This is a genomic window from Stenotrophomonas sp. CASM114, assembly GCF_049384325.1.
Lineage (GTDB): Bacteria > Pseudomonadota > Gammaproteobacteria > Xanthomonadales > Xanthomonadaceae > Stenotrophomonas > Stenotrophomonas muris.
The window spans coordinates 16,940-39,269 of sequence record NZ_JBMRGJ010000011.1; the positions used below are offsets into that span (position 1 = coordinate 16,940).

Consider the following 22,330-nt stretch of genomic DNA (forward strand, 5'->3'; position numbering starts at 1 on the left):
GCGCCGGTTCAGGTTCGCCGCGGCGGATACAGCGGCGCCAGGTCAGTGTCGGCGGTGCCCGCAGCCGCCGACCAGTGCGGTCCGTCACGGAAGACCTCGCGCAGGCGCGTGCGCAGCGGCGCCAGATCCCCCTGCCCGCCCCACCGCGCCTGCTGCAGGTCCTGTAGCACTTGACGCTGGGCTGCATCCCCAAGCCGCGCGATGACCTGCTCGATGCGTTCCACACCAGCCATCGCACACAGCTGTGCTTCCACCTGGTCGAAGCCCTCGCCATCCAGCGCGCGGCGCAGTTCTGCCAGGCCGGCACGCCCGCCCGCCGCAGTCGGCACAGAGGCCTTGCCCGCTACTGGCGCCACTGCGCGCGGGCGCCGACCTCGCTGCCAGCCCCACAGGAGAGTCAGCAGCCACAGCAACGCCAGGCCGATGGCCGCCGCCATCCACGGCCACGGACGCTCGGACAGGCCGCTGGCACGCGGATCGGTCGCGGCGATGCGGCTGTCCCGGCCATCGGCGCCCGGCAGCGCGGCATCGGTGTCGATCGGCGGCAATGGCGCCGGTGAGGCAGTGCCGGTGCCGGTGCCGGCCGCGACGGCCAGCGTCAGGTCCGGCAGCTTCGCCTCCTGCGCCTTGCCGTTACGCACATCCCACCAGGGCAGGCGCGGCCCCGGCACCACCAGCGAACCCGGCTGGCGCGGCACGATCGAATAGCGGCGGGTGATCTTCAGGCGCGGCGTGCTGCCGTTGAAGGTCTCTTCGTACTGTGCCGGTTCGGCGAACACCTGCGCATTGGTGCCGACATCCGGCACCGGCAGGTCGGTGAACTGCGCGCGCGTCGCGCCTTCGGCAACCGCTTCGACCACCACGTTGGCGGCCTCACCGGTGCGGGCACTGGTCGGCGCACTGGTGTAGCGCAGCTGCAGGCTCTGCAGTGGCAGCCACGGCTGCGGGGCCTGCGCCGGCTGGGCCTGCACCTGCAGCGTGCGGTCTGCGCCGGTGGCATTCATGCGGCCATCGCCACCGCCGAAGAAGTCGTCGAAGAAGCCACCCGCACTGCGCCCACTGAAACGGGCACCGGCCAGGCGCAACGCGCCGCTGCGCTCGGGGATCAGCAGGAAACGCCGTTCGACCACGTTGTAGCGGCGCCCGTTGACCTGGCGTACATCGGTGCGGTCGTCGCCCACACGCTGCAACGACGCGCCCGCCGGGGTATCCAGCACCAGCTCGCCGGAGGCCAGCTGCGAGGCGAAGTACAGCCGCACCACCACGCCCACGCTCTGCTGCACATACGGCGTATCGTCATCGACAACGGTTTCGATGAAGGCCATCGCATTGCTGTCGGGCCCCGCCACGGCGGCCGCATCGACCTGCAGCGTCAGCGGTGCGGTGCGCACACTGCCCACCTGCAGGCCCGGTACCACCAGCGAACCACTACGTCGTGGTGTCAGCGCCACGCCATACAGGTTGCGCTGCTGCATGCTGCCATTGCTCCATTCCACCTGGCGGCTGCTGGTCTGCCCGCTCAGGTCGAAGTCGGTGCGCAATGGCGTGAAGTCAGGGGCGCCCTGGTCGCTCTCGATATTGAGCGTGACCGTGTCGCCCATCGCGATGCGGTCGCGGTCCAGCCACGCGCGCGGCTGCGCCCAGGCCAGCAGCGGCAGCCACAACAGCAGCGCCGCCAGTACCTGTCGAGGCCGGTGCCCGTGCATGTTGATCGACCGCGTCATCGCCCTTCCCTCTTCCTGCGTTCGTTTTCCAGCTGGAACTTGGCCCGCAGCAATGCGCCCGGATCATCCGGCACACGCCGCATCCATGCCTCCACCGCCTGTTGCTCCTCGCGCTGGCGCGGCGTGCGGCCCTCACTGCCCGGTACCGGTTTGCCGTCCTTGCCGGCCTCACCCTCGCGTGCCTGCTGCATCGCCTGCTGCATGCGCTGGCGCTGCTGTTCATCGGCCTGCGCCTGCGCCTTGGCATCTTCCACCTGCGGCGGTGCCTGCTGGCCATCGCGGCCACGTTCGCCAGGCTGAGGCTCCGACTGCGCGTTGTTGTCACCCGCCTTGGGCTGGCCCTGCTGGCCCGACGGCGGCTGGCCCTGGCCGGGTTGCTGCTGGCCCTGCTTCGGCTGTCCCTGTGGGTTCTGTTGGCCCTGCGGGCCCTGCGGTTGCTTCTGCTGCCCGTTCTGCGGTGGCTTCTGTTGATCCTGGCCTTGGCCGCCCCCGGATGGCCTGCGCTTGCGTGCGGCATCGACCACGGCGCGGTTGGCCACTGCATCGGCCATGCCCGGATGCAGCGCCAGTGCGCGGTCGTAGGCGGCGATCGCTTCGTCGTAGTTGCCTTCGCGTGCAAGCGTGTTGGCCAGGTTGTACCAACCGGCATCGCTGTCGATGCCTTCGAACTGTCTGCGTGCAGTGGCGAAGTCGCCCTTGCGGTAGGCCTGAACCCCCTCGGCCAGGCGTTGATGCTGCAGCTGGTCGCTGCGCTTCCACAGCGTGCCCTGCGCCGGCTGCGAGACAGGCGTCGCAGGGGCCTGCGCCTGCGCGTCATTCATCCATGGCAGCAGACCCACCGCGAGCACCGCGGCCAGCACCGCGCGACGGCGGAAGGCCAGCAATGCCAGCAGCATCACCGGCGGCAGCAACCAGAAGCCTTCGTCACGCCACTGCTTGCCTTCGCCCGGCCGCTGCGCCGCCGTGCCGTCGCGCGCGTCGAGTACACCGAGCACACGCAGATCGCTGTCATCGGCAGAGATGCGCGCATAGCGGCCGCCACCGGCAGTGGCGACTGCACGCAGGCTGCCCTCATCCAGCGCGGCCTGGCGGATCTGCCCATTGCCATCGCGGTAGGCCGCACCGGCAGGCGTGCCCAGGCCCAGCACCGACACCTGCAGGCCCAGGCTGCGTGCCTGCGCCGCCGCCAGTGCAGCTTCGCTGTCCGCCTGATCGCTGACCAGCAGGATCTGCCCCTGCAACGCGCCGATCTGCCGCATCAAGCGTGTCGCCCAGTCGATGCCGCGGTCGGCACGCTGGCCATCACGCGGCATCACGTCCGGCGACAGCGCATCCAGATACAACGCAACATTGCTGCCGTCGTCGGTCAGCGGCGCCACGGTGTAGGCATCATCGGCATACACCACCAGCCCCACCTGCCCGCCCTGGCGCGCGCGCAGCAGCTCGCCCACTTTCGCCCGCGCCTGCAGCAGGCGCGACGGCGGAAGATCGGTTGCCGTGATCCGGCTGGACAGGTCCAGCACCACCAGCAACGGTGCGCTGGGCTGGAACATCGGTTGTGCCTGCTGGCGCCAGCTCGGCCCGGCCATGGCCAGCGATGCCAGTGTCCAGCCCAGCAGCAGCGCCCATGGCAGGCGCACTCGCCGCTTCGCGCCCGCGGCCAGCAGATGTGGCAACAGGTGTGCGTCCACCGCCTGCCGCCACGCATCACTGCGTCGCTGCCGGTACACCGCGAGCGCGAGGATCAGGGGCAACGCCAGCAGCGCCCACAACCACGCCGGTCGCAGGAAGTGCAATGCGCTCCAATCGGGGAGATTCGAAGCAAACGCGATCATCGGCGACGCTCCGGCCACAGCCAGGCCAGCACGCCCAGCAGCAACGCCAGCCCCAACGGCCAGGCATAGCGTTCTTCGCGCGGACGCAGGCTCGGCCCCTTCGCGGCGACCGGCTCCAGGCGATCGAGCTCGGCGTAGATCCCGGCCAGCTGCGCGGTGTCACGCGCGCGGAAGAACTGGCCACCGGTCATGCTGGCGATCTTCTTCAGGGTGGCCTCATCGACCGGGTCCTGGTCGGTGGAAATCGGGATACCAAACAGGCGCATGCTGCCATCGCCGCCGAATGCAACCGTGTGGATGCGCACGCCTTCGGCGCGCGCGACTTCCGCGGCGCGCAGCGGCTCCAGCACCCCGGCGTTGCTGACACCATCGGTCAACAGGATCAGCACGCGCTGTCCCTCCGGCTGGCTGCGCAGGCGCTTCACTGCCAGGCCGATGGCATCACCGATGGCGGTCTCGCGCCCGGCCAGGCCGACCACGCTGTCGCGCAGCTGATCGCGCACGCTGGCCAGGTCTGCGGTAAGCGGCGTAAGCGTGTAGGCGCGATCACCGAAAATCAGAAGGCCGACGCGGTCGCCGGCACGACGATCCAGGAAGTCGGCCAGCACGGCCTTGGCCGCGGTGAGGCGATCAACCGCCTGGGCTCCCAGCACCATGTCACCCTCGCCCATGCTGCCGGACACGTCCATCGCCAGCATCATCTGCCGGCCCTGCTGCGGCGGCGTGATGGCTTCGCCCAGCTGCTGCGGCCGTGCCAGCGCGATGCACAGCGCGCACCAGCCCAGCCATAGCAGCAGCGTGCGCAGCCACGACACGTCGACGCGGCCCCCACCGGACAGCGCTTCGAGCTCGGCGGCGGCGTAGGGCACACGCAGCGCGGCGCCCGGTTCTGCACGGCGCTTCCACCAGCGCATCAACAACGGCAACGGTAGCGCGAGCAATGCCAGTGGCCATGCCAGCTGCAGGTCCGGCCATGGCCAATAGGTCGTCCAGAGGTTCATCGGCGGCGCTCCAGCAGCATCGCCAGATAGCGCTCGCGGGCCCAGCTGCGCACGGCCGCCACGTCGTTGCTGTCGACGCGTGGGCGATACGCGCCTTCGGCCAGCAGGCTGCGACGCGCATCGGGCAACGTGCCCTGCGGGTCTACACGCTGCCACCAGGCATCATCGCGCAGCGATTCACTGCCCGGCTTTGCATGGCGTGCGGCACGGCGCAGCAATCCGGCAATGGCCGCCAGTTCGGCCGCAGCGTCGGTGGTGGCTGCCAGTTCGCTATCGAACAGCTGCAACCAACGCTGGCGGCGACGGCGACGCCGCCACATCAGCACGGCGATCACCAACAGCACCAGCACAACCGCCGCGCCGACCATCAGGTAACCGGGGGCAGGCGGCCACCATGAAGGTGCCGGTGGCAACTGCACATCGCGCAGCGGCAGCGCGGCGCTCACGCCGGCACCTCGGTCGGTGATGGCGCCAGCCACGCGTCGCTGGGCGCATCCGTGGACAGCACCTGCACATCGACACGGCGTGCGCCGAGCTGGCGCCGCAGTTCCTGCAGCGGTTCGACGAAGTGTGCCTGCCAATGCGCCTGCACTTCACTGCGGCGCAGGTCGAGGCCGATGCGCTGCTGTGCGGTCTGGAACTGCAGCGCCGCCGAGGGGGGATGCAGTTCCAGCGGATCAACCAGCAGCACCAGGCTGAGATCGTGATGCTGGGCCAGCGCGCTCCAGCGCGCGGGAGGAATACGGATGGCCTGCTGCGGATCGGCCAGCACCAGCATGCGTGCCCCCGGGCGCAGCACGCGACCGGCATGATCCAGTGCGCGCGCCAGGCCCAGATCGTCGGCCGGCGGCTGTGCATACCAGCGGGTCAGCGCGTCGAGCACGCGCAGCACGCCGCGTGGCCCGCCCGCGGGGGCAATCGGCGCTTCGCGATCGCTGCCGCGCAGCGCACCCACGCGGTCGCAGCGGCGCTGCGCCGACCACGCGGCAACCGCACCGGCACGGGCGGCCTGCACCGATTTGAAGCGCACGCGCGTGCCGAAGTACAGCGCCGGCGACGTATCGGCCACGATCAGGCTGACCCGCTCGCGCTCGGCCTGGAACAATTTGGTATGGGCGCGGCCGGTGCGCGCAGTCACGCGCCAATCGATGTGGCGCGCGTCGTCGCCAGCCACATATTCGCGCGACTCGGCGTATTCCATGCCGCGGCCGCGCAGTTGGGACGGTGCCTGGCCCGCGTTGCCGGTGCGGCCACGGCGCGGCGGCGGCGGACGCTGTGCCAGCCGCCGTAGCGCGACCAGTTCGGCCAGCTGCGGGCGCAGCCCGTCACCTTCGAGCGCGGACGGTGCCTGTTCCAGGGATGGATCGGTCATGCGCAGGCTCAGGGTGCCGGCACCCGGGCCAGCAGCTCCTGCACCAGGCGCTCGCCGTCCCAGCCCTCGGCGGTGGCTTCATAGCTGGGCAGCACGCGATGGCGCAGCACGTCGGCGGCGACTGCACGCACGTCGTCGGGCGTGACGAAGTCACGGCCGGCCAGCCACGCCCGCGCACGGGCACAGCGCTCCAGTGCGATGGAACCGCGCGGGCTTGCCCCCCAGGCGATGCGGCGGCCGAGGCCGGCGTCGTAGCGCGCGGGATCGCGCGAGGCCAGCACCAGTTCGATCAGGTAGCGCTCCAGTGCCGGTGCCATGTGCAGGTCCAGCACTTCGCGGCGGGCGTCGAACACGTCCTGCATCGGCATCTTGTCCGGCGCCGGCGCAGCCTCGCCCAATGCACCACGGGCACGCTCACGGGCCAGCCGCAGGATTTCCGATTCAGCGGCCTGGTCCGGGTAACCGATGCGCACATGCATCAGGAAACGGTCCAGCTGCGCTTCCGGCAGCGGGAAGGTGCCCTCCTGCTCGATCGGGTTCTGCGTGGCCATCACCAGGAACAGCGGCGGCAGCGCATAGGTATGGCGGCCAACCGTGACCTGGCGCTCGCCCATGGCCTCCAGCAGCGCCGACTGCACTTTGGCCGGTGCCCGGTTGATCTCGTCGGCCAGCAGGATCGGGTGGAAGATCGGGCCGGGCACGAACTCGAAGCGGCCCTCCTGCGGGCGCCAGATCTCGGTGCCGGTGAGGTCGGCCGGCAGCAGGTCGGGGGTGAACTGCACGCGGGCAAAGTCTGCTTCCAGGCGCGAGGCCAGTGCACGGATCGCCGTGGTCTTGGCCAGGCCCGGCGCGCCCTCCACCAGCAGATGGCCGTCGGCCAACAATGCAATCAGCAGGCGTTCGACCAGTGCCGCCTGGCCGACGATCTCGGCCGACAGCGCGTCGCGCAGCTGGGTGAACGCCGCATGCAGGCGGGAGGTGGCCGGCGCGGGCGGCGGCGAGACGGTTTCGGGCATCGGCGGTGGCAGGTTCATGGGGGCCTTTGACCGGCGCAGGACGGCACGGGTTCCCGACATCATCGCAGGGTGCCCTGCGATTGGCATCAAGAACCGCTGAACAGCCGTCCACGCTGGGCATGGATCTGCTTCGTGCATGCCGCCAGCCCAAACGAAGAAGGGCCGCACGGGGCGGCCCTTCTTCGAAGACTCCGGTGCGACGGCTCAGTTCTGCTTGGCCACGCGCAGCACCTTCGGGGTGACGAACACCAGCAGCTCGGCCTTGTCCTTGTTGCGACCGCGCTTCTTGAACAGGTTGCCCAGGAACGGCACGTCGCCCAGGAACGGCACCTTGCTGATGCTGTTGCGATCGGTGAACTCGTAGACGCCACCGATCACCACGGTCTGCCCATCCTCGACCAGCACCGCGGTGTTGACTTCGCGTCGGTTGATCGACGGCACGGTGCCGTAGCCCTCCAGCTGGATCAGCTGGTCGACTTCGTCCTTCTTCACCTGCATGTTGAGGAACACGCGGTTGTCGTTGGTGATGGTCGGGGTGACCTTCAGCTCCAGCACCACTTCCTTGAACTGGACGTTCGGGGTCGCGACGCCGCCAGCGCCACCACCGCTGATGGTGACGTAGCCGATTTCCTTGCCCTGCTTGATCATCGCTTCGCGCTGGTTGGTGGTGACCACGCGCGGGTTGGAGATCACCTCGCCTCGCGACTCCTGCTGCATGGCCGACAGCTCCACGTCCAGCAGGTAACCGGCATTGAGGATGGACAGTGCCAGCGAACCCGGGTTGCTTGCGGCAGCCACCGGCAGGTTCCAGTTCAGGCCACGGGTGATGGTCGAGCCCACCGGGACAGGAGCCGGGCCCACCCGGCCACCGGCGATCCAGTCGCGCTCGGCCTTGGCGTTGTCCTGCGCGGACTTGACCTGCGATTCCCGGGTCAAGCGGTTGGCCTCGAGATTGCCGCTGAAATAGACATTGTCGCGGCTGCCGCTGACACCGAACTTCGCGCCCAGCTCGCGGGCGAAGGTGTCGGTGGCGATGACGATGCGGCTTTCGATCAGCACCTGGTCGACCGGGCGGTCGATCACGTTGATCAGCTCGCGCATGCGCGCGATCTTCTTCGGGATGTCGCTGATCATCAGCGTGTTGGTACGCTCGTCGGCCACGATGCGACCACGCGAGGACAGGAAGCCACTGTCTTCCTGCGAGGAGCTGCCCGAACCACCACCACTGCCACCACCACCGCCGCCGCCGATGCCCTTGGCCTCGGTCAGCGCTTTGAAGATCTGCGTGGCGCTGTGGTAGTTGATCTGGATGTAGTCGGTCTGCAGGTCTTCGCGGTTCTCGATGGCGATGCGCGCATCTTCCTTCTCCTGCTCGAACTTGGCCAGTTCAGCCTGCGGCGCCACCCAGATCACGCTGCCGTCGCGACGCTTGTCCAGGCCCTTGGCGCGCAGGACGATGTCCAGCGCCTGGTCCCACGGCACATTGACCAGGCGCAGGGTCACGTTGCCCTGCACCGAGTCGGACGCCACCACGTTCAGGTTGGACTCCTCGGCGATCAACTGCAGCACGGTGCGCACCGGCACGTCCTGGAAGTTGAAGGTCACCGGCTTGCCGGTGAAACCACGCTGGCCGACGGCCTTGGCCGCCTGGGTGACGCTGCCGGCGGTGACCGCACCCACGGCGGCCTGGGCCTGGCGCGGGCTGATCTCGACCACGTATTCGTTGCCGCTCTGGTAGGCCAGCGACTCCACCGCGCCACCGGTGCTCAGCACCAGCTGGGTGCCGGCGCCCGACGGCTTGGCGTCGATGCGCTGTACCGGCGTGGCGAAGTCGGTGACGTTCATCGGCTTCTGCAGGTTGGCCGGCAGCCGGGCATTGCCGACGTCGACCACGACGCTGTTGCCCTGCGTGCGCAGGTCAGGGATCGCGCCCTGCCCGTCGAACTGCACGATCAGGCGACCGGCGCCGTCATCGCCACGCTTGAAATCGATCTTGGCCACCGACAGGCCCGCCGGCGCGGCGGCCGGTGCCACGGTGGCGCCCACCGGCTTTTCCGCCGGTGCGGCAGCCAGCGCCGGAGCGCAGGCCAGCATCAGCGCGACTCCCAGCGCGCTGACACGGTTCAAGGTAGAGCGCCGGATGGGACGCAGCCCCTTGGCTTGGTGAAAGGTCATCGTGCTATCCCCAGTAAACGATCATTGATCTTCAAGCGAGAGCGTTGCCGGCCGTTCCAGCCAGCCACCCGCGCCATCCGGCACCAGTTCGATCAGCTCCACGCGGTCTTCGAAGACCGCCGTGACCCGCCCGTCGCTCTGCCCCAGGTAACCGCCCGGGCGAACCCGGTAGGTGACCTTGTCCGGCCCCATCACCAGCGCCACGGTACCTGCGCCGGTACCGATGGTGCCGACCATGTCCAGCGCATCCAGCGGGAAGCCTTCCAGCGGCTCCTTGCGCCGGTTCGGGTCCGGTCGCAATCCGCCATTCCCCTGCTGCGGATTGGTCCAGGCATCGGTGAACGGATCGCGCATGCCCTGCGCGGAGTATTCAAAGGTCTCGAACTGCTGCATCACCGGCAGCGGCTCCAGCGGTTGCGCCGGTCGCGCGCGCTCGCCTTCCACCCACTTCTCAAGGTTCGGTGCGTCACCGGGCGTGCTGGTCACGCCACGGCCGCAACCAGCCAGCAGCAGCACAGCCAGCACCATCGCACCACGTACGGTCTGCGCGCGCATCACTTCTTGCCCTCCTTGCCAGCGTCGGCCGCCTGCTGCGCCTGCACCTCGGTCTCGTCCAGGTAGCGATAGGTCTTGACCGTACCGGACAGTTCCAGTGCACCGCTGCGGACGTTGCCGCCGGTCTTTTCCTTGGGCTTGAGGTTGATGTCGTGCATGGTCAGGATCACCACCCGCGGCAGCGAGGCCACGCCGCTGACGAACGCGCCGAACTGGTGGTAACTGCCCACCATGCGCAGCTTGATCGGCTTCTCGGCGTAGAACTCCTTGATCTGCTCCTGCTCCGGCTCGAACAGCTCGTTGGTCAGGCCGCTGGACAGCGCGGTCTGCGAGATGTCGATGATCAGGTCGGGCATTTCGGTCTTGCTCGGCAGCTGCCGCAGCATCTGCTGCAGCACCTGCTCCATCTGCGCCAGCTGCTGCTTCAGCGGCCCCAGGTTCACCGCGCGTTCCTGCTGCTTGGTGAACTCGGTGCGCAGCTCGACTTCCTTCGATTCCAGGCCGGCCAGTTCTTCGCGCTTGCCGCTGATCAGCAGCATCCACGCCACGAACATGATGACCAGCGCCAGCAACGAGCAGAAGACGATCTTGGCCTTCTGCGGCCAGTTGCCGATGTCGTTGAAATCCAGGTTCTTGATGTCGATCTTCTGGCTCATGCGCGGTCCCCCTGCAGCAGCGCATTGAAGGCCTGCGGCGGCTGCGCCAGGCGGCTGCCCTCAGGCTTCGGGGCAGGTGCCGGGGCCGGAGCGGCCGGTTGGTTCGGCTTGGCCGGAGCGGCCGACGGTGCAGCAGCCGGTGCGGCGGGAGCCGCTGCCGGCTGGCCCGCTGCCGGGGCCGCAGGCGTCGCGGCATCCGGACCTGCGGCCAACGGTGCCACCGGTGCCGGGGCAGCCGTCGCCACCGAGCCATCGGCGTTCAGGCCCGGCGTCGCCGACACCTCTTCGCTCTGTGCCGGCAGTTTCACCTTGACCACGAACACGTAGGGCAGCGCCTTGATGTCGGCCAGCGGGCCGGCCTTGCCGTCCTTGTCCTTCTCCGGGTCACGCGCTTCGATGATCGACAGCTCCGGGTTGGTCATCCAGCCGGAGGTCTCCAGGTTGCGCATGTAGGCCGAAACGCGGGCGTTGGACTGGGTGCGGCCTTCCAGCGTCAGCACATCCCCTTCCTGCTTCAGCGCGGTCAGCACCACGCCGTCGGGGATGGTGCGCACCAGCGCGTCGAACAGGTGGACCATCTGCGAGCGCTTGGCCTGCAGCTCCTCGATCACCTTCTTGCGGGCCAGCAGGCGTTCCTTCTGCGCGTCGAGGCGATCAATCTCCTTGTTCTGTTCCTTGACCTTCTCGATCTCGGCTTCCAGATAGGCGTTGCGGTCCATCTGGCCGCTCACCTGGCGGTCGTAATAGAACCAGATCATCAGCGACAGCAGCAGGCCACCGACAGCGGCCATGCCCAGCATTGCGTAGAACTCGCGCTGGCGTTGCTTGCGCCGCTCGGCGCGCCAGGGCAATAGATTGATGCGTGCCATCAGTCAAAGCTCCTCAGCGCCAGACCGGTCGCGATCATCAGCGCGGGGGCATCCTGGGCCAACGCATGTGCGTTCACCTTCGGCCCCAGGGTCATCTGCGCCAGCGGGTTGGCGACCACGGTCGGCACACCCAGCTGTTCCTCGACCATCTCCGGCAGGCCACCGAGCACGGCGCAGCCGCCGGCCAGCACGATGTGATCGACGCGGTTGAACTCGCTGCCTGCGTAGAAGAACTGCAGCAGGCGGCTGATCTGCTGGACCGTGGCTTCCTTGAACGGCTCCAGCACTTCCATCTCGTAGCTTTCCGGCAGGCCGCCCTGGCGCTTGGCCAGCCCGGCTTCCTCGTAGCTCAGCCCGTAGCGGCGCATGATCTCGTCGGTCAGCTGCTTGCCACCGAACACCTGCTCGCGGCTGTAGAGGCTGCGGCCGCCGCGCAGGACATTGAGGGTGGTCATGGTGGCGCCGATATCGACCAGCGCGACCACGCCGTCGATGGATACCGGCAGCTCGCTGGCGACCAGGGCGTAGGCGTTCTCGACCGCGAAGGCCTCCACGTCCATCACCTTGGCCTGCAGGCCACCGAGTTCCAGCGCCGACTGGCGCAGCTCGACATTCTCCGAACGCGACGCGGCCAGCAGCACCTGGACCATCTCCGGGTTGTTCGGGATCGACCCGATCACCTCGAAGTCCAGGTTCACTTCCTCGATCGGATACGGAATGTAGTTGACCGCTTCCAGCTCGATCTGGGCTTCCATGTCGTTTTCGTCGAGATCGGCCGGCATCGGGATCACCTTGGTGATCACTGCCGACCCCGCGACGGCGGCAGCGGCCAATTTGGCCTTGCTGCCTGAACGGTTCATCGCCCGACGGATGGCCTCACCCACGGCCTCCACTTCAACGATGTTCTTCTCCACCACCGCATTGGGCGGCAGAGGTTCCACAGCGTAATGTTCCACGCGGAAACGATTGCCGCTGCGGGACAGCTGCAAAAGCTTTACCGCAGTCGAACTGATGTCGACGCCTACGAGCGGCGACTGACTTTTTGGGATGAGCCCCACGGTTTCTCCCCTGCCGACGGGCACTTGGACGCAAGACCTGCGCCCAAGCATTAATAACGTATTCTTAGCAAATGGCAACGGCCCTGCTGTGAATTCCTTCACGGATTCACCATGCAGCCCCTGACTGTTCCCCTTGCGCTCCCCGGTGCCGACCCCAGCCGGCACCTTGCGTAATCTATACTCTGCGACCACGAAATTCGCAATCGGAATCTGAACCCGATGACTCGACTCCGCCGCTGGCTGCGCTGGATCTTCCTGATTGTCCTGGTCCTGGCGCTGATCGGCGCGGCCGCCGTGGGCGGTCTGTACTATGCCGTTTCCTCCAAGCTTCCCGACGTGCAGACCCTGCGCGACGTGGAAATGCAGGAGCCGATGTACGTCTATGCTGCCGATGGCAAGCTGATGGCGGTGTTCGGCGAGACCCGGCGTACCCCGATCACCATGAAGGACGTGCCGGAGAAGCTGAAGCAGGCCTTCCTGGCGACCGAGGACGCCCGCTTCTACGAGCACGGCGGCGTGGACTACATGGGCATCGGCCGGGCGGTCTGGCTGCTGGCCACCACCAGCGACAAGCGCGTGCCGGGTGGCTCCACCATCACCCAGCAGGTGGCCCGCCAGTTCTTCCTCAGCTCCGAGTACAGCTACACCCGCAAGCTGGCCGAGATCCTGCTGGCGCGCAAGATCGAGTCCGAGCTGAGCAAGGACGAGATCTTCGAGCTGTACCTGAACAAGAGTTTCTTCGGCAACCGCGCCTACGGCGTGGCCGCTGCCGCCGAGTTCTATTACGGCAAGAAACTGAACGAGCTGGACCTGGACGAGATGGCCTCGCTGGCCGGCATCCCCAAGTTCCCCTCGTCGGGCAACCCGATCTCCAACCCGGAGCGTGCCCGCCAGCGCCGCGACAACTACGTGCTGCAGCGCATGGCCGACCTGAAGTTCGTCAGCCAGGCCGAGGCCGACGCGGCCAAGGCCGTGCCGATGCACGCCACCGCGCATGAGCCGCCGGTGCAGGTCGATGCCCCGTACGTGGCCGAGCTGGTGCGCCAGGAGATGATCGCCCGCTTCGGCGGCGACGTGGTCAACAAGGGCTATCACGTCACCACTACCATCGACTCCACCCTGCAGACCGCCGCGAACCAGTCGGTGCGCGACGGCCTGCTGCTGTACGACCACCGCCACGGCTGGCACGGCGTGGAGAAACAGGTGCAGGTGGGTGCTGGCGAAAACGCCGCCGCCCTGGCCGAGCACCTGCGCGGCATGTACGGCCAGGCCGGCCTGCTGCCGGCGATCGTCGCCAGCACCGGCGCCGACGGCAGCGCCACCGTGGTGCTGGCCAACCGCAGCGAGATCGTGCTGCCGGCCGGTGCCGCCAAGTGGACCAACAAGACCCCGGGCAAGCTGGTGCAGCGCGGCGACATCGTGCGCGTGCGCGCCGGTGCCAAGGAGGGCGAGTGGCTGCTGGACCAGATCCCGCGCGGCCAGTCCGCGCTGGTCTCGCTGGATGCCCACAGCGGCGCGCTGAAGGCGCTGGTGGGTGGCTTCAGCTTCTCCGGCAACAAGTTCAACCGCGCCACCCAGGCCCGCCGCCAGCCGGGTTCGAGCTTCAAGCCGTTCGTCTACGCAGCTGCCTTCGACAAGGGCTACAACCCGGCCTCGATCGTGCTCGACGCCCCGGTCGTGTTCCGCGACCGCCGCGGCAAGACCTGGGCCCCGCAGAACGACGGCGGCGGTTTCCGCGGCCCGATGCGCCTGCGCGAAGCGCTGGTGCAGTCGCGCAACCTGGTCTCGGTGCGTCTGCTCGATGGCATGGGCGTGGACTACGCGCGCAAGTACATCAGCGAATTTGGTTTCGCCGAATCGGAACTGCCGCCGAACCTGTCGATGTCGCTGGGTACCGCCTCGCTCACCCCGCTGTCGGTGGCCCGTGGCTACGCCGTGTTCGCCAACGGCGGCTCGCGCGTGGACACCTGGCTGATCGACCAGGTCAATGACCGCGACGGCAACCTGGTGTTCAAGGAAAACCCGGCGCTGGCCTGCCGCGACTGCGCCGGCAGCAGTGACCAGCCGGTCAACCAGGTGGTGGACGGCTTCAACTTCGGCGCTCCGGCCCCGAAGGTGGACCCGGCTGCTGCCGCCAAGGCCGAAGCCAAGACCGAAACCCCGGCGGCTCCGGCCAACCCGGATGCCCGCACCGCCCCGCGCGCGATCGACGCCCGCACCGCCTACCAGCTGGTGTCGATGATGCGCGACGTGGTCCAGCGCGGTACCGGTGCCCAGGCCAAGGTACTCGGCCGCGAGGACGTAGGCGGCAAGACCGGCTCCACCAACGACCACCGCGATGCCTGGTTCTCCGGCTTCGGCGGCCCGTACGTGACCACCGTGTGGGTGGGCCGCGACGACTTCCGCTCGCTGGGCTACCGCGAATACGGTGGCAAGGCCGCCCTGCCGATCTGGATCGACTACATGCGCACCGCGCTGAAGGACACCCCGATCGCGCAGAACGACCCGCCCAGCGGCATGGTCCAGGCCACCCTCAACGGCGCGACCGAGTGGGTGAAGGTGGAAGACATGGACCGCCTGACCGACTACGACCTGAACCTCAATACGCCGCAGGCCGACGCCGCCGCGTTCGATATCTTCTGAGGAAGAGTGTGATGGGTGCCAACCGTGGGTTGGCACCGATGCTGCCCTGGTAGATGCCAACCTTGGTTGGCGCCCCGTGCCGAACAAGGTCGGCACCTACCAGAGCGTTGGTGGGTGCCAACCGTTGGCTGGCGCCTCCGCGAAATACCCACGCAGATGTCACATCCGTGCGCTAGTCTGTAGCCAGGTCGCAACAGGAGTCATCGCATGCATCGCGCCCGTCAGCATGCTGCCAGCCAGACCCGCGAGCGGCGCCATCGCCTCGCCCACGAAGCCGCCCGCCTGATGGCCGAAGGCGGCATCCGCGACTACCACCAGGCCAAGTTGAAGGCCGCCAGCCGGCTCGGCATCCACGACGATGCCTCCCTGCCCCGCAACACCGAGATCGAAGACGCCCTGCGCGAGTACCAGCGGCTGTTCTCCGGGCCCCAGCATGGCAACGAACTGCAGCGCCGCCGCGAAGCCGCCATGCGCGCACTGGAGTTCCTGCACGGCTTCGCCCCGCGCCTGGCTGGCCCGGTGCTGGAGGGCACCGCCGACGCCAACAGTCCCGTGCAGCTGCACCTGCACAGCGATGACCCGGAAGCCGTGCACCGCTTCCTGGACGAACACGGCATCCCCGCCGAATCGAGGACACGTCGCCTGCGCATGGATCGCGAGCGCAGCCTGGACGTGCCGGTGTGGGTGTTCAGTGCCGAAGAGCTGACCTTCGACCTGGCCGTGCTGCCCTATGACGCCCTGCGCCAGGCGCCGCTGTCACCGGTGGATGAGAAGCCGATGCGGCGCGCGTCGGTGGCGCAGTTGCGGCAAGTGCTGGCCGAGGCAGAGATCACCGCGTACGTCGGCGGGTGACGGTAGCTACGGTCTCTTGGTGGGTGCGGACCGTTGGTCCGCGCTCGCCTTTGGTAGGTGCGGACCGTTGGTCCGCACGGTCCTTCAGTCGTCCGGATACCTGACCGAAGAGCAGTCGAGCCTGGCTCAAGCCCGCCTACCGCAGCTCATGCGGCTCCTTGGCATCGCCGGTCAGCAGGCGTGCCAGCCACGGCGCACCCGCGCGCCGTGGGTACTCCACCATCATCCGGGCGTGCATGTCCTGCAGGTCAGCCAACAGCCAGGTCTGGTTGTAGACGTCGCCGAACGTGTCGGACCAGGCCGTCTGTATCCGCGCGCGCTCCCCCCCATTGAGGTTGGGCATCCTGTCCAGCGGCACCTCCAGCACCGGCGCCAGCGCCTCGTTGATGGCCGTGTTTTCCGCCTGGGCTGCGCGGAGCAGTGACAGCCGATGCTTCAGCTGCCAGCACGGGTACGGGAAGCAGCTGCCCGTGGCTTCGATGTACGACGCCATGTCGGCCAGCATGTGAGCTTTCAGCTGCCACACCATCGAACTGTCCAGCAGCTCCCGCACCCGCATCGTGCGCAGCGTACCGGCCCGGACTTCTTCCGGCGTGGTGAACGGCTCGCCGGGCGTGGTGCCGCCATGCTGCACCAGCACGATGCGATGGATCGCCTCGCCGGTGATGTTCTCCACGCGCAGCGCTGCCACCTCCGGGTGCACGCGCGGCGGCGGGACGCTCACCACCCGCCAGTGGTACCAGAGCACCAGCACCATGCCGGTCAGGCACAGCAGGGTGAACAGCACCCAGCTGTCCAGATTGCGGGTGTAGTAGAAGTACCGCGCCCGCCACAGATAGAACGTGCGGTAGCTGATGAACCGGCTTACCCATCGGTACATGGCCATCTCCTCGGCAAGGACCCCGGCGCGACGGGGTGAATTACGCGCGTCACGCCAGGGCTCCATGGCTTACCAGCCGATGCCCACACCGACGCCCATGCTGCGCTCACCGCTGTTGGTGAACGCCCCATTGAGGCTGAAGGTGGCTGAGCCCTTGTCGTTGAGCACGCGCTGGTAACCCACCGCCATGGCCGACTCGCCCTCGGCGTAGCCCACGCCCGCGCCAAGGCGGTTGTAGGTGGCCAGGCCGGCGGTGTTCATGGCCATGGCCGTCTGCGCGCTGCTCATTGCCGCCATGCGGTTGAAGCGCTTGTCCATCTTGTCCAGGCGGCGTTCGAAATTGCTGATCGCCCCATCGGTGTACTCGTTGGCGCGGGCCAGCATCTTCTCCAGATCGGCGGTGTCGACCTGCGGCGTGGGCGCGGGCGAATCGTCCTTCTTCGACTTCGGCTGCGGTGCAGGCGAAGCGCCCTCGCCTGCCGAAGCGACCTGCGGCGAACCGCTGGCTTCCGGGCTTGGCATGATCTCTTCGGTCGGCGCTGCCGACGCCGTGGTCATTGCACGCGCCTGCGGCTGGCCGTCCACGCGCTGCTCCAGGCCATCGATGCGACCGTTGAGCTGCTGCTGCGCGGCATGCAACTGGCCACCGTTGACCGCCTCGCGACTGCCGGCGGCGATCAAGCCGTTGGCGACGTTGGAGATGACCATGCCGTTGGCACCCGCCAGGGTGAGCTGGGCGGTGCCGTCGCTGCGGATGGACGGAGATTCCTGGAACACCGAGCGGAGCTGGGTTTCCACACGGTCGACACGGAAGCCGGTGGTGACTACGGCCGAGTCGAGCGTGGCGAGGGCTTCGTTGATGGTGTTCTGGTGCTGGCCCTGGACGTTGAAGCCGGGGCTTGTGACGTTGCCGTTGGCGTCTATGTTGCCGCCGAGGGCAGACAGTGCGCCACGGAGCTGGCCGATGGTGGCGGCGTCGTTGGCGTTGCGGCCGTTGGCTACGTTGACGAGGCGGCGCTTCAGCCAGCCATGTCCGAAGGACACAGTGTCTGCATCATTGGCGATGGATTGATAGCCGATGGCAACGGAATTACTGGCATTAGAACGGACCTCACTCCCTGCACCCAGAGCAATGCCGCCTTTAGCAGCGACCTGCGTCCGGACACCCACAGCAAAGCCTTCTTCCGCTTGTTCATGGACGTAGGAGGCGCGCCCCAAAGCCACCGAATTTCTTCCTGCAGCTGTGGCCCATGCACCGACAGCGACGCCACCTTCTGAAAGCAACGACGCCTTTGCGTTCCTGCCAATGGCTACCCCAGCTGGGCCCGCTTCAGCTGGATACCGCCAATCCTCTGGAATCCAGCCAAATGCGATGTTGCCGCTGTGGTCCTCGATAGAGTTCAGTCTCTGGTTTGTTGCATACAGCTGGCTCCCACGTACCACATCCGAACTATCAGCGGAGAGGTGCGCATCGGCAACACCAGTCAGGCGTGCACCGCCGAAGTCGATGAGGTTTCCATCTCTCGCCTCAGTCAGCGGACTCTTCTGATCCGAGCTCCAGTCGCGCTGCATTGCATCAAGGTCGCGTCTATTACGCTCGATCTTCTGCTCTGTGGCATACAGCTGACTACCAGTCACCGCATCACGACTACCCGCATCAATACGCCCATCGGCGAGATTCGACAGAACCATGCCACGCGCGCCAGCCAGGCTCAGTTGGCCGATTCCATCTGCGCTGATTGATGGCGACTGTTGGAACGTCGCGCGCAACTGGCCTTCAACGCCATCTACGCGACTGCCGGCCTTGATCACTGCGCCATCGAGCACAGCCAAGGCTTCACCAACATTATTCTGCTTTCCGCCCTGCACGTTATAGGTTGGAGCAATGACTGAACCACTACCGTCCAGACCGGATCCGCCACCTAATGCAGCAAGAGCCTCCTCGAGCTGCGCGATTGTTGATACGTCCCCCTTCCCTATGCCCCGACTGACGTTAACCAAGCGTCGCTGGTAAACATCAGTGCCGAATGAAACGGTGTCTGATTCCCTTGCGACTGATCCAGCTCCTACGGCGACCGCTCTGACAGCACTTGGTTCAGCTCTACTGTTCGCGCCAATCGCAGTCGCCTCGACTCCCGCTACGCGTGAGCCAGTACCTAGGGCAAAAGAGCCTTCTGCCCCCTTCTCCACAAGCGCCCCTCTGCCAAGGGCCACAGAATTCTTACCGCCCGCGACAGCAAAGGCCCCGACCGCTGTTCCTCCCTCATGGTCAGTGCTTGCCTGTGCGGAATCACCAATGGCCACACCAAAAGAGCCCGACCTTGCCGCCTCACTGAGGCTATCCGTTCCGATGCTCAGGAATCGTCCAGCGCTTTCAATCTCCGCTATACGCTCGTTGGTCGCAAACAACTGCCCACCATTCACGGCATCGGTGCTGGCCGCCGAACTGACATCTCCCGCCGCCACTCCAGATACGCGCGCACCTTCCATGTCCACAAGCAGGCGATCGGCACTGAACTTCACCACCCCATCCAGATCCGGATCGAAGTTGTCCACGTCCGTACGAAGCTGATCGATGTCGGCGCGGTTGGCCGCGACGCGCTGGTCCTGTGCCGCGAGAGCCTGGGTATGCGTTGCCAGCTGCTGGCCGTGCAGCACCAGTGACTGGCCCTGCGTGGAAACAGACTGGTTGGTGGCATGAAGCTGCTGCCCGGTCACGACATCGGTACTGGTACCGCTCAGCACGCCGTTGGCAACGTTGTTGACGCGCCGCTTCGCGCCGTCCTTGTTGGCCACATCCACTACGGTGCCCGCATTGTCTGCGCCCAGGCGCACATTGCCCGTAGCCGATACCTGGCTGACCAGACCACTCAATGCAGTTGCCCTGCCCAGCGCATTGTCAGCAGTAGTCTTGGCTGCAGTCGCCGCCGTCTGTGCGGCGTTGGCGGTGTTCTGCGCCGTGGTTACGTTGCTGTTGGTAGCCGCAAGCTGTCGGCCAGTGACAGCCTCGGTGCTGCTGTTGCTCAGCGTCGCGTCGGCAACCCCGCTGATATTGCGGTTGGCATTGGCCTTGTTGCGCACGTCCAACACAGTACCGGTATTTTCGCTGCCCAAACGCACATTGCCCGTGGTGGACACCTGGCTCACCAGGCCGGCCAGGGTGGTGGCTTTGGCAAGCGCGCTGTCGGCTGCGGTCTTCGCCCCGGTAGCGGCCACCTGCGCGGCATTGGCCGTATTCTGTGCAGTGACCACGTTGGCATTGGTAGCGTTGAGCTGCTTGCCGGTCACGGCCTCGGTGCTGGATGTACTGAGCGTACCGTCGGCCAGATTGACCAGCTTGCGCTTGATGGCGCTGCTGCCGACGGAAATCTGATTGGCGGCGCTGGTCTGCGAACCATTGCCCAACGCCACCGAACCATTGTGCTGAGCCAGGGAGCGATCACCAATGGCCACAGCACTTTCGGCCGAGGCCCTGGCCAGATTGCCCATGGCCGTCGCGTAGAGGCCGCTTGCGTGGGTACCGCGCCCGAGTGCGGTGGCGTGCCCGGCGCTGGCCTTGCTCTGATATCCGATCGCGGTGGCGTGAATTACGTCCGCCGACGCCTCATGGCCAATGGCAATGGCACGATCTCCCACCGCGCTCGCCTGCAGTCCCGCCGCCACCGCCCCATTGCCGCTGCGGCTGCGCGACCCCAGCGAGACACCTGCGTTCAAGTTGGCCACCTTGTTGCCAGCGGCATCCACACCAGCACGGGCGTCGAAACCGACGGCCACACTCTGGCCGTTGTAGCTTTTGGCATTGTACCCAAGCGCTGTACTCACCCCGTACGCAACCGATTCGGCGGTTGCACCTTCACCCAATGACAGTGCTCTCGCATTGATGCGATTGGTCGCCGTCGTCACGTTCTGATTGGTGGCAAACAGCTGCTGCCCGGTAACCGCGTCGGTACTGGTTGCGCTCAGCGTTCCGTTGCGGACACCGTTGAGATAGCGGGCAGCACCACTCTTATTGCTGACCGTCAGTGTCGTGCCGGTGTTCTCCGCACCAATGCGAACCGCCCCGCCCGTGCTCGCCTGGCTGATCAAGCCACTGGTCGCAGTCGACAACTGATACAGCTGCTTTCCCGTTACCGCATCTGTGCTGGTGGCATTCAGTCGTGCATCGCCCACATTGACGATACGGCGCTTGGTGTTGCTGTTGCCAACCGATATCGTATTGCCTTCGTTGGCGACCGAGCCACGCCCGAGTGCCACCGTGCCATTCGCGGTAGCCCTGGCCTCGTAGCCCATGGCCAGGCCGTCGAACTCGGCACGTGCCTTGCCGCCAAGCGCTATGGCGCCGGTCCAACCACCGGTTCCTGCATAGGCATCGCCGCCGATGGCAATCTTCGACACGCCTGCGCCCTCATTTGTCCTTGAGCCGCTGCCGACTGCGATGGAATTCTCGGTGTAAGCCTTCGCGTTGTGGCCGAACGCGGTTGCACCAACACCATCGCCCACCGCATGCGCACCAAATACCGAGGCATATCCCTTTTTCGCTACTGCTCCGTAGCCAAAGACTGCGTTCTTGTCGCCCTCGGCAGACGTTCGGTTTCCAAAACTGGTGGAGTAGAGACCGTCGGTCCATGCGCCCCCTCCCATGGAAAGATAGTAGGAGCTACGCAGCGAAGCGTTCGCATTTCCCACATCCTCATGCCCGATGAACGGAGCGCAGCGGACAATTCCGGACGCACCGCTGTCACAGCCATAGAAAACCGCCGCGCTCGCAGTGGTGGAAAGTGAGCCAATCAGAATGGATGCCAGCAAGCCGCCTTGGACACCTCCCGCGCTGCGTCCCTTCCTTCGGGTCAGCTCACTTGCCACCACCCAGCACTGCCGTGCAGTAGACCAGATACGACGATGGATCTTGTTCATGGATTCTCCTTAACAAACGGAACAGAAGGAACCGCTGTGGCACCAAGCCACAGCGGCGAGATGCACTCAGAGCGCGACGTTGTGCACGTGCTCGCGATAGCCATCGCGGGTCAGCCGATAGCGCAGCTGCAGCGTGTGGCCCGGCTGCAGGGCAAATGGCAGTTCCAGCGCGCTGCCGGGATACAGGCTGCGCGAGACGTCATGCGCGGTGCAGCGCGCGCCATCGCAGTCAGCGATACTGGTGATGCCCACGCGTACCGTGCCGGTGTTGCGCAGCTGGTTTCCCTCCACCTGCACGTCCATCGTCGATTGCGCGGGCAGTACATTGACCAGCGCGCCCCATACCAGGCTGACGCCGACGTTGGCCTGAGCCTTCTCACCCTCGCCTGCCGGGTCCGCACGTTCGGGGCCGCGCACGCCCTCGAAGTACACGCGGTATGCCGTTTCCTTTTCGACCGGCTGCAGCGGAATCACACGGATCAGCCGGTTGCCGCCACCGGCGAGGGCGAACTTTCCCGGCGTGATGGCGATGGCGGCCTCATTCGGCTCCACCTCAACCTCCTGTTCACCTTCCCCCGCCGGGTCGACGATGCGCTTGATCGATGCCTGCACATACTGCGGTTGGGTGGACTGCGAGTAGATGCGTATCTGTGCGCCTTTCTTCGCGTCCACCGACGTACGCATGGGGTGCACGGTGAGATTGGCATGGGCAGGCAACGCCATCAGCAGCGACAGCGGCAGCAGGCAGCGGACTAGGGGTTTCATCGGGGACTCCATGTG

Annotated in this window: 16 protein-coding genes; 2 read left to right on the forward strand and 14 right to left on the reverse strand. The window is 66.8% G+C overall.

The window, feature by feature from the left end; genetic code table 11:
* Positions 1-8: 8 nt before the first annotated feature.
* The 11 genes from VG566_RS12255 to VG566_RS12305 all read right to left on the reverse strand — a co-directional run bounded on the left by VG566_RS12255 (position 9) and on the right by VG566_RS12305 (position 12,261).
* Positions 9-1,724 (reverse strand): BatD family protein, encoded by a 1,716-nt coding sequence (locus VG566_RS12255; RefSeq protein ID WP_241884261.1) that lies wholly within the window; start codon positions 1,722-1,724, stop codon positions 9-11.
* Positions 1,721-3,559, reverse strand: coding sequence for a VWA domain-containing protein (locus VG566_RS12260; RefSeq protein WP_241884260.1), 1,839 nt, complete (start codon positions 3,557-3,559; stop codon positions 1,721-1,723). The genes VG566_RS12255 and VG566_RS12260 overlap by 4 nt, the downstream gene beginning before the upstream one ends.
* Positions 3,556-4,560 (reverse strand): vWA domain-containing protein, encoded by a 1,005-nt coding sequence (locus VG566_RS12265; protein ID WP_014648252.1) that lies wholly within the window; start codon positions 4,558-4,560, stop codon positions 3,556-3,558. Before VG566_RS12265 ends, VG566_RS12260 begins: the two co-directional genes overlap by 4 nt.
* Positions 4,557-5,006 (reverse strand): DUF4381 family protein, encoded by a 450-nt coding sequence (locus tag VG566_RS12270; protein WP_069118378.1) that lies wholly within the window; start codon positions 5,004-5,006, stop codon positions 4,557-4,559. Before VG566_RS12270 ends, VG566_RS12265 begins: the two co-directional genes overlap by 4 nt.
* Positions 5,003-5,932 (reverse strand): DUF58 domain-containing protein, encoded by a 930-nt coding sequence (locus tag VG566_RS12275; protein ID WP_241884259.1) that lies wholly within the window; start codon positions 5,930-5,932, stop codon positions 5,003-5,005. Before VG566_RS12275 ends, VG566_RS12270 begins: the two co-directional genes overlap by 4 nt.
* 8 nt (positions 5,933-5,940) lie before the next feature.
* Positions 5,941-6,966 carry an AAA family ATPase gene (locus VG566_RS12280; protein WP_014648255.1) on the reverse strand — a complete coding sequence of 342 codons (1,026 nt, stop codon included), beginning with the start codon at positions 6,964-6,966 and terminating at the stop codon, positions 5,941-5,943.
* Positions 6,967-7,152: 186 nt separating this feature from the next.
* Entirely contained in the window at positions 7,153-9,123 is a 1,971-nt protein-coding gene (locus VG566_RS12285; RefSeq protein ID WP_241884258.1) for a type IV pilus secretin PilQ family protein, read from the reverse strand.
* A 21-nt stretch (positions 9,124-9,144) separates the two neighbouring features.
* A complete protein-coding gene (locus VG566_RS12290; RefSeq protein ID WP_005418914.1) occupies positions 9,145-9,678 on the reverse strand; it encodes a pilus assembly protein PilP in 534 nt (177 codons plus the stop codon).
* On the reverse strand, positions 9,678-10,334 hold the full coding sequence (locus VG566_RS12295; protein ID WP_005418916.1) for a type 4a pilus biogenesis protein PilO: 657 nt from the start codon (positions 10,332-10,334) through the stop codon (positions 9,678-9,680). The genes VG566_RS12290 and VG566_RS12295 overlap by 1 nt, the downstream gene beginning before the upstream one ends.
* Positions 10,331-11,203 (reverse strand): PilN domain-containing protein, encoded by an 873-nt coding sequence (locus VG566_RS12300; protein WP_075075999.1) that lies wholly within the window; start codon positions 11,201-11,203, stop codon positions 10,331-10,333. The genes VG566_RS12295 and VG566_RS12300 overlap by 4 nt, the downstream gene beginning before the upstream one ends.
* Positions 11,203-12,261, reverse strand: a complete 1,059-nt coding sequence (locus tag VG566_RS12305; RefSeq protein WP_014038321.1) for a pilus assembly protein PilM — start codon at positions 12,259-12,261, stop codon at positions 11,203-11,205. Before VG566_RS12305 ends, VG566_RS12300 begins: the two co-directional genes overlap by 1 nt.
* 219 nt (positions 12,262-12,480) lie before the next feature.
* On the opposite strand from VG566_RS12305, the gene VG566_RS12310 reads away from it, so the two are divergent.
* Positions 12,481-14,904, forward strand: coding sequence for a penicillin-binding protein 1A (locus VG566_RS12310; protein ID WP_241884257.1), 2,424 nt, complete (start codon positions 12,481-12,483; stop codon positions 14,902-14,904).
* A gap of 207 nt (positions 14,905-15,111) precedes the next feature.
* Complete coding sequence (locus VG566_RS12315) at positions 15,112-15,756, forward strand: hypothetical protein (protein WP_164110378.1); 645 nt, start codon at positions 15,112-15,114, stop codon at positions 15,754-15,756.
* Between the two features lie 136 nt (positions 15,757-15,892).
* Here the strand turns inward: VG566_RS12315 and VG566_RS12320 are convergent, their stop codons facing one another.
* The 3 genes from VG566_RS12320 to VG566_RS12330 form a co-directional block, all read right to left on the reverse strand.
* Positions 15,893-16,636, reverse strand: a complete 744-nt coding sequence (locus VG566_RS12320) for a hypothetical protein (RefSeq protein ID WP_164110380.1) — start codon at positions 16,634-16,636, stop codon at positions 15,893-15,895.
* 69 nt (positions 16,637-16,705) lie between these two features.
* Complete coding sequence (locus tag VG566_RS12325) at positions 16,706-21,550, reverse strand: ESPR-type extended signal peptide-containing protein (protein WP_241884256.1); 4,845 nt, start codon at positions 21,548-21,550, stop codon at positions 16,706-16,708.
* 66 nt (positions 21,551-21,616) lie between these two features.
* The gene (locus tag VG566_RS12330; protein ID WP_164110384.1) at positions 21,617-22,315 is read right to left on the reverse strand and encodes a pilus assembly protein; all 699 of its coding nucleotides are present in this window, start codon (positions 22,313-22,315) and stop codon (positions 21,617-21,619) included.
* Positions 22,316-22,330 lie beyond the last annotated feature (15 nt).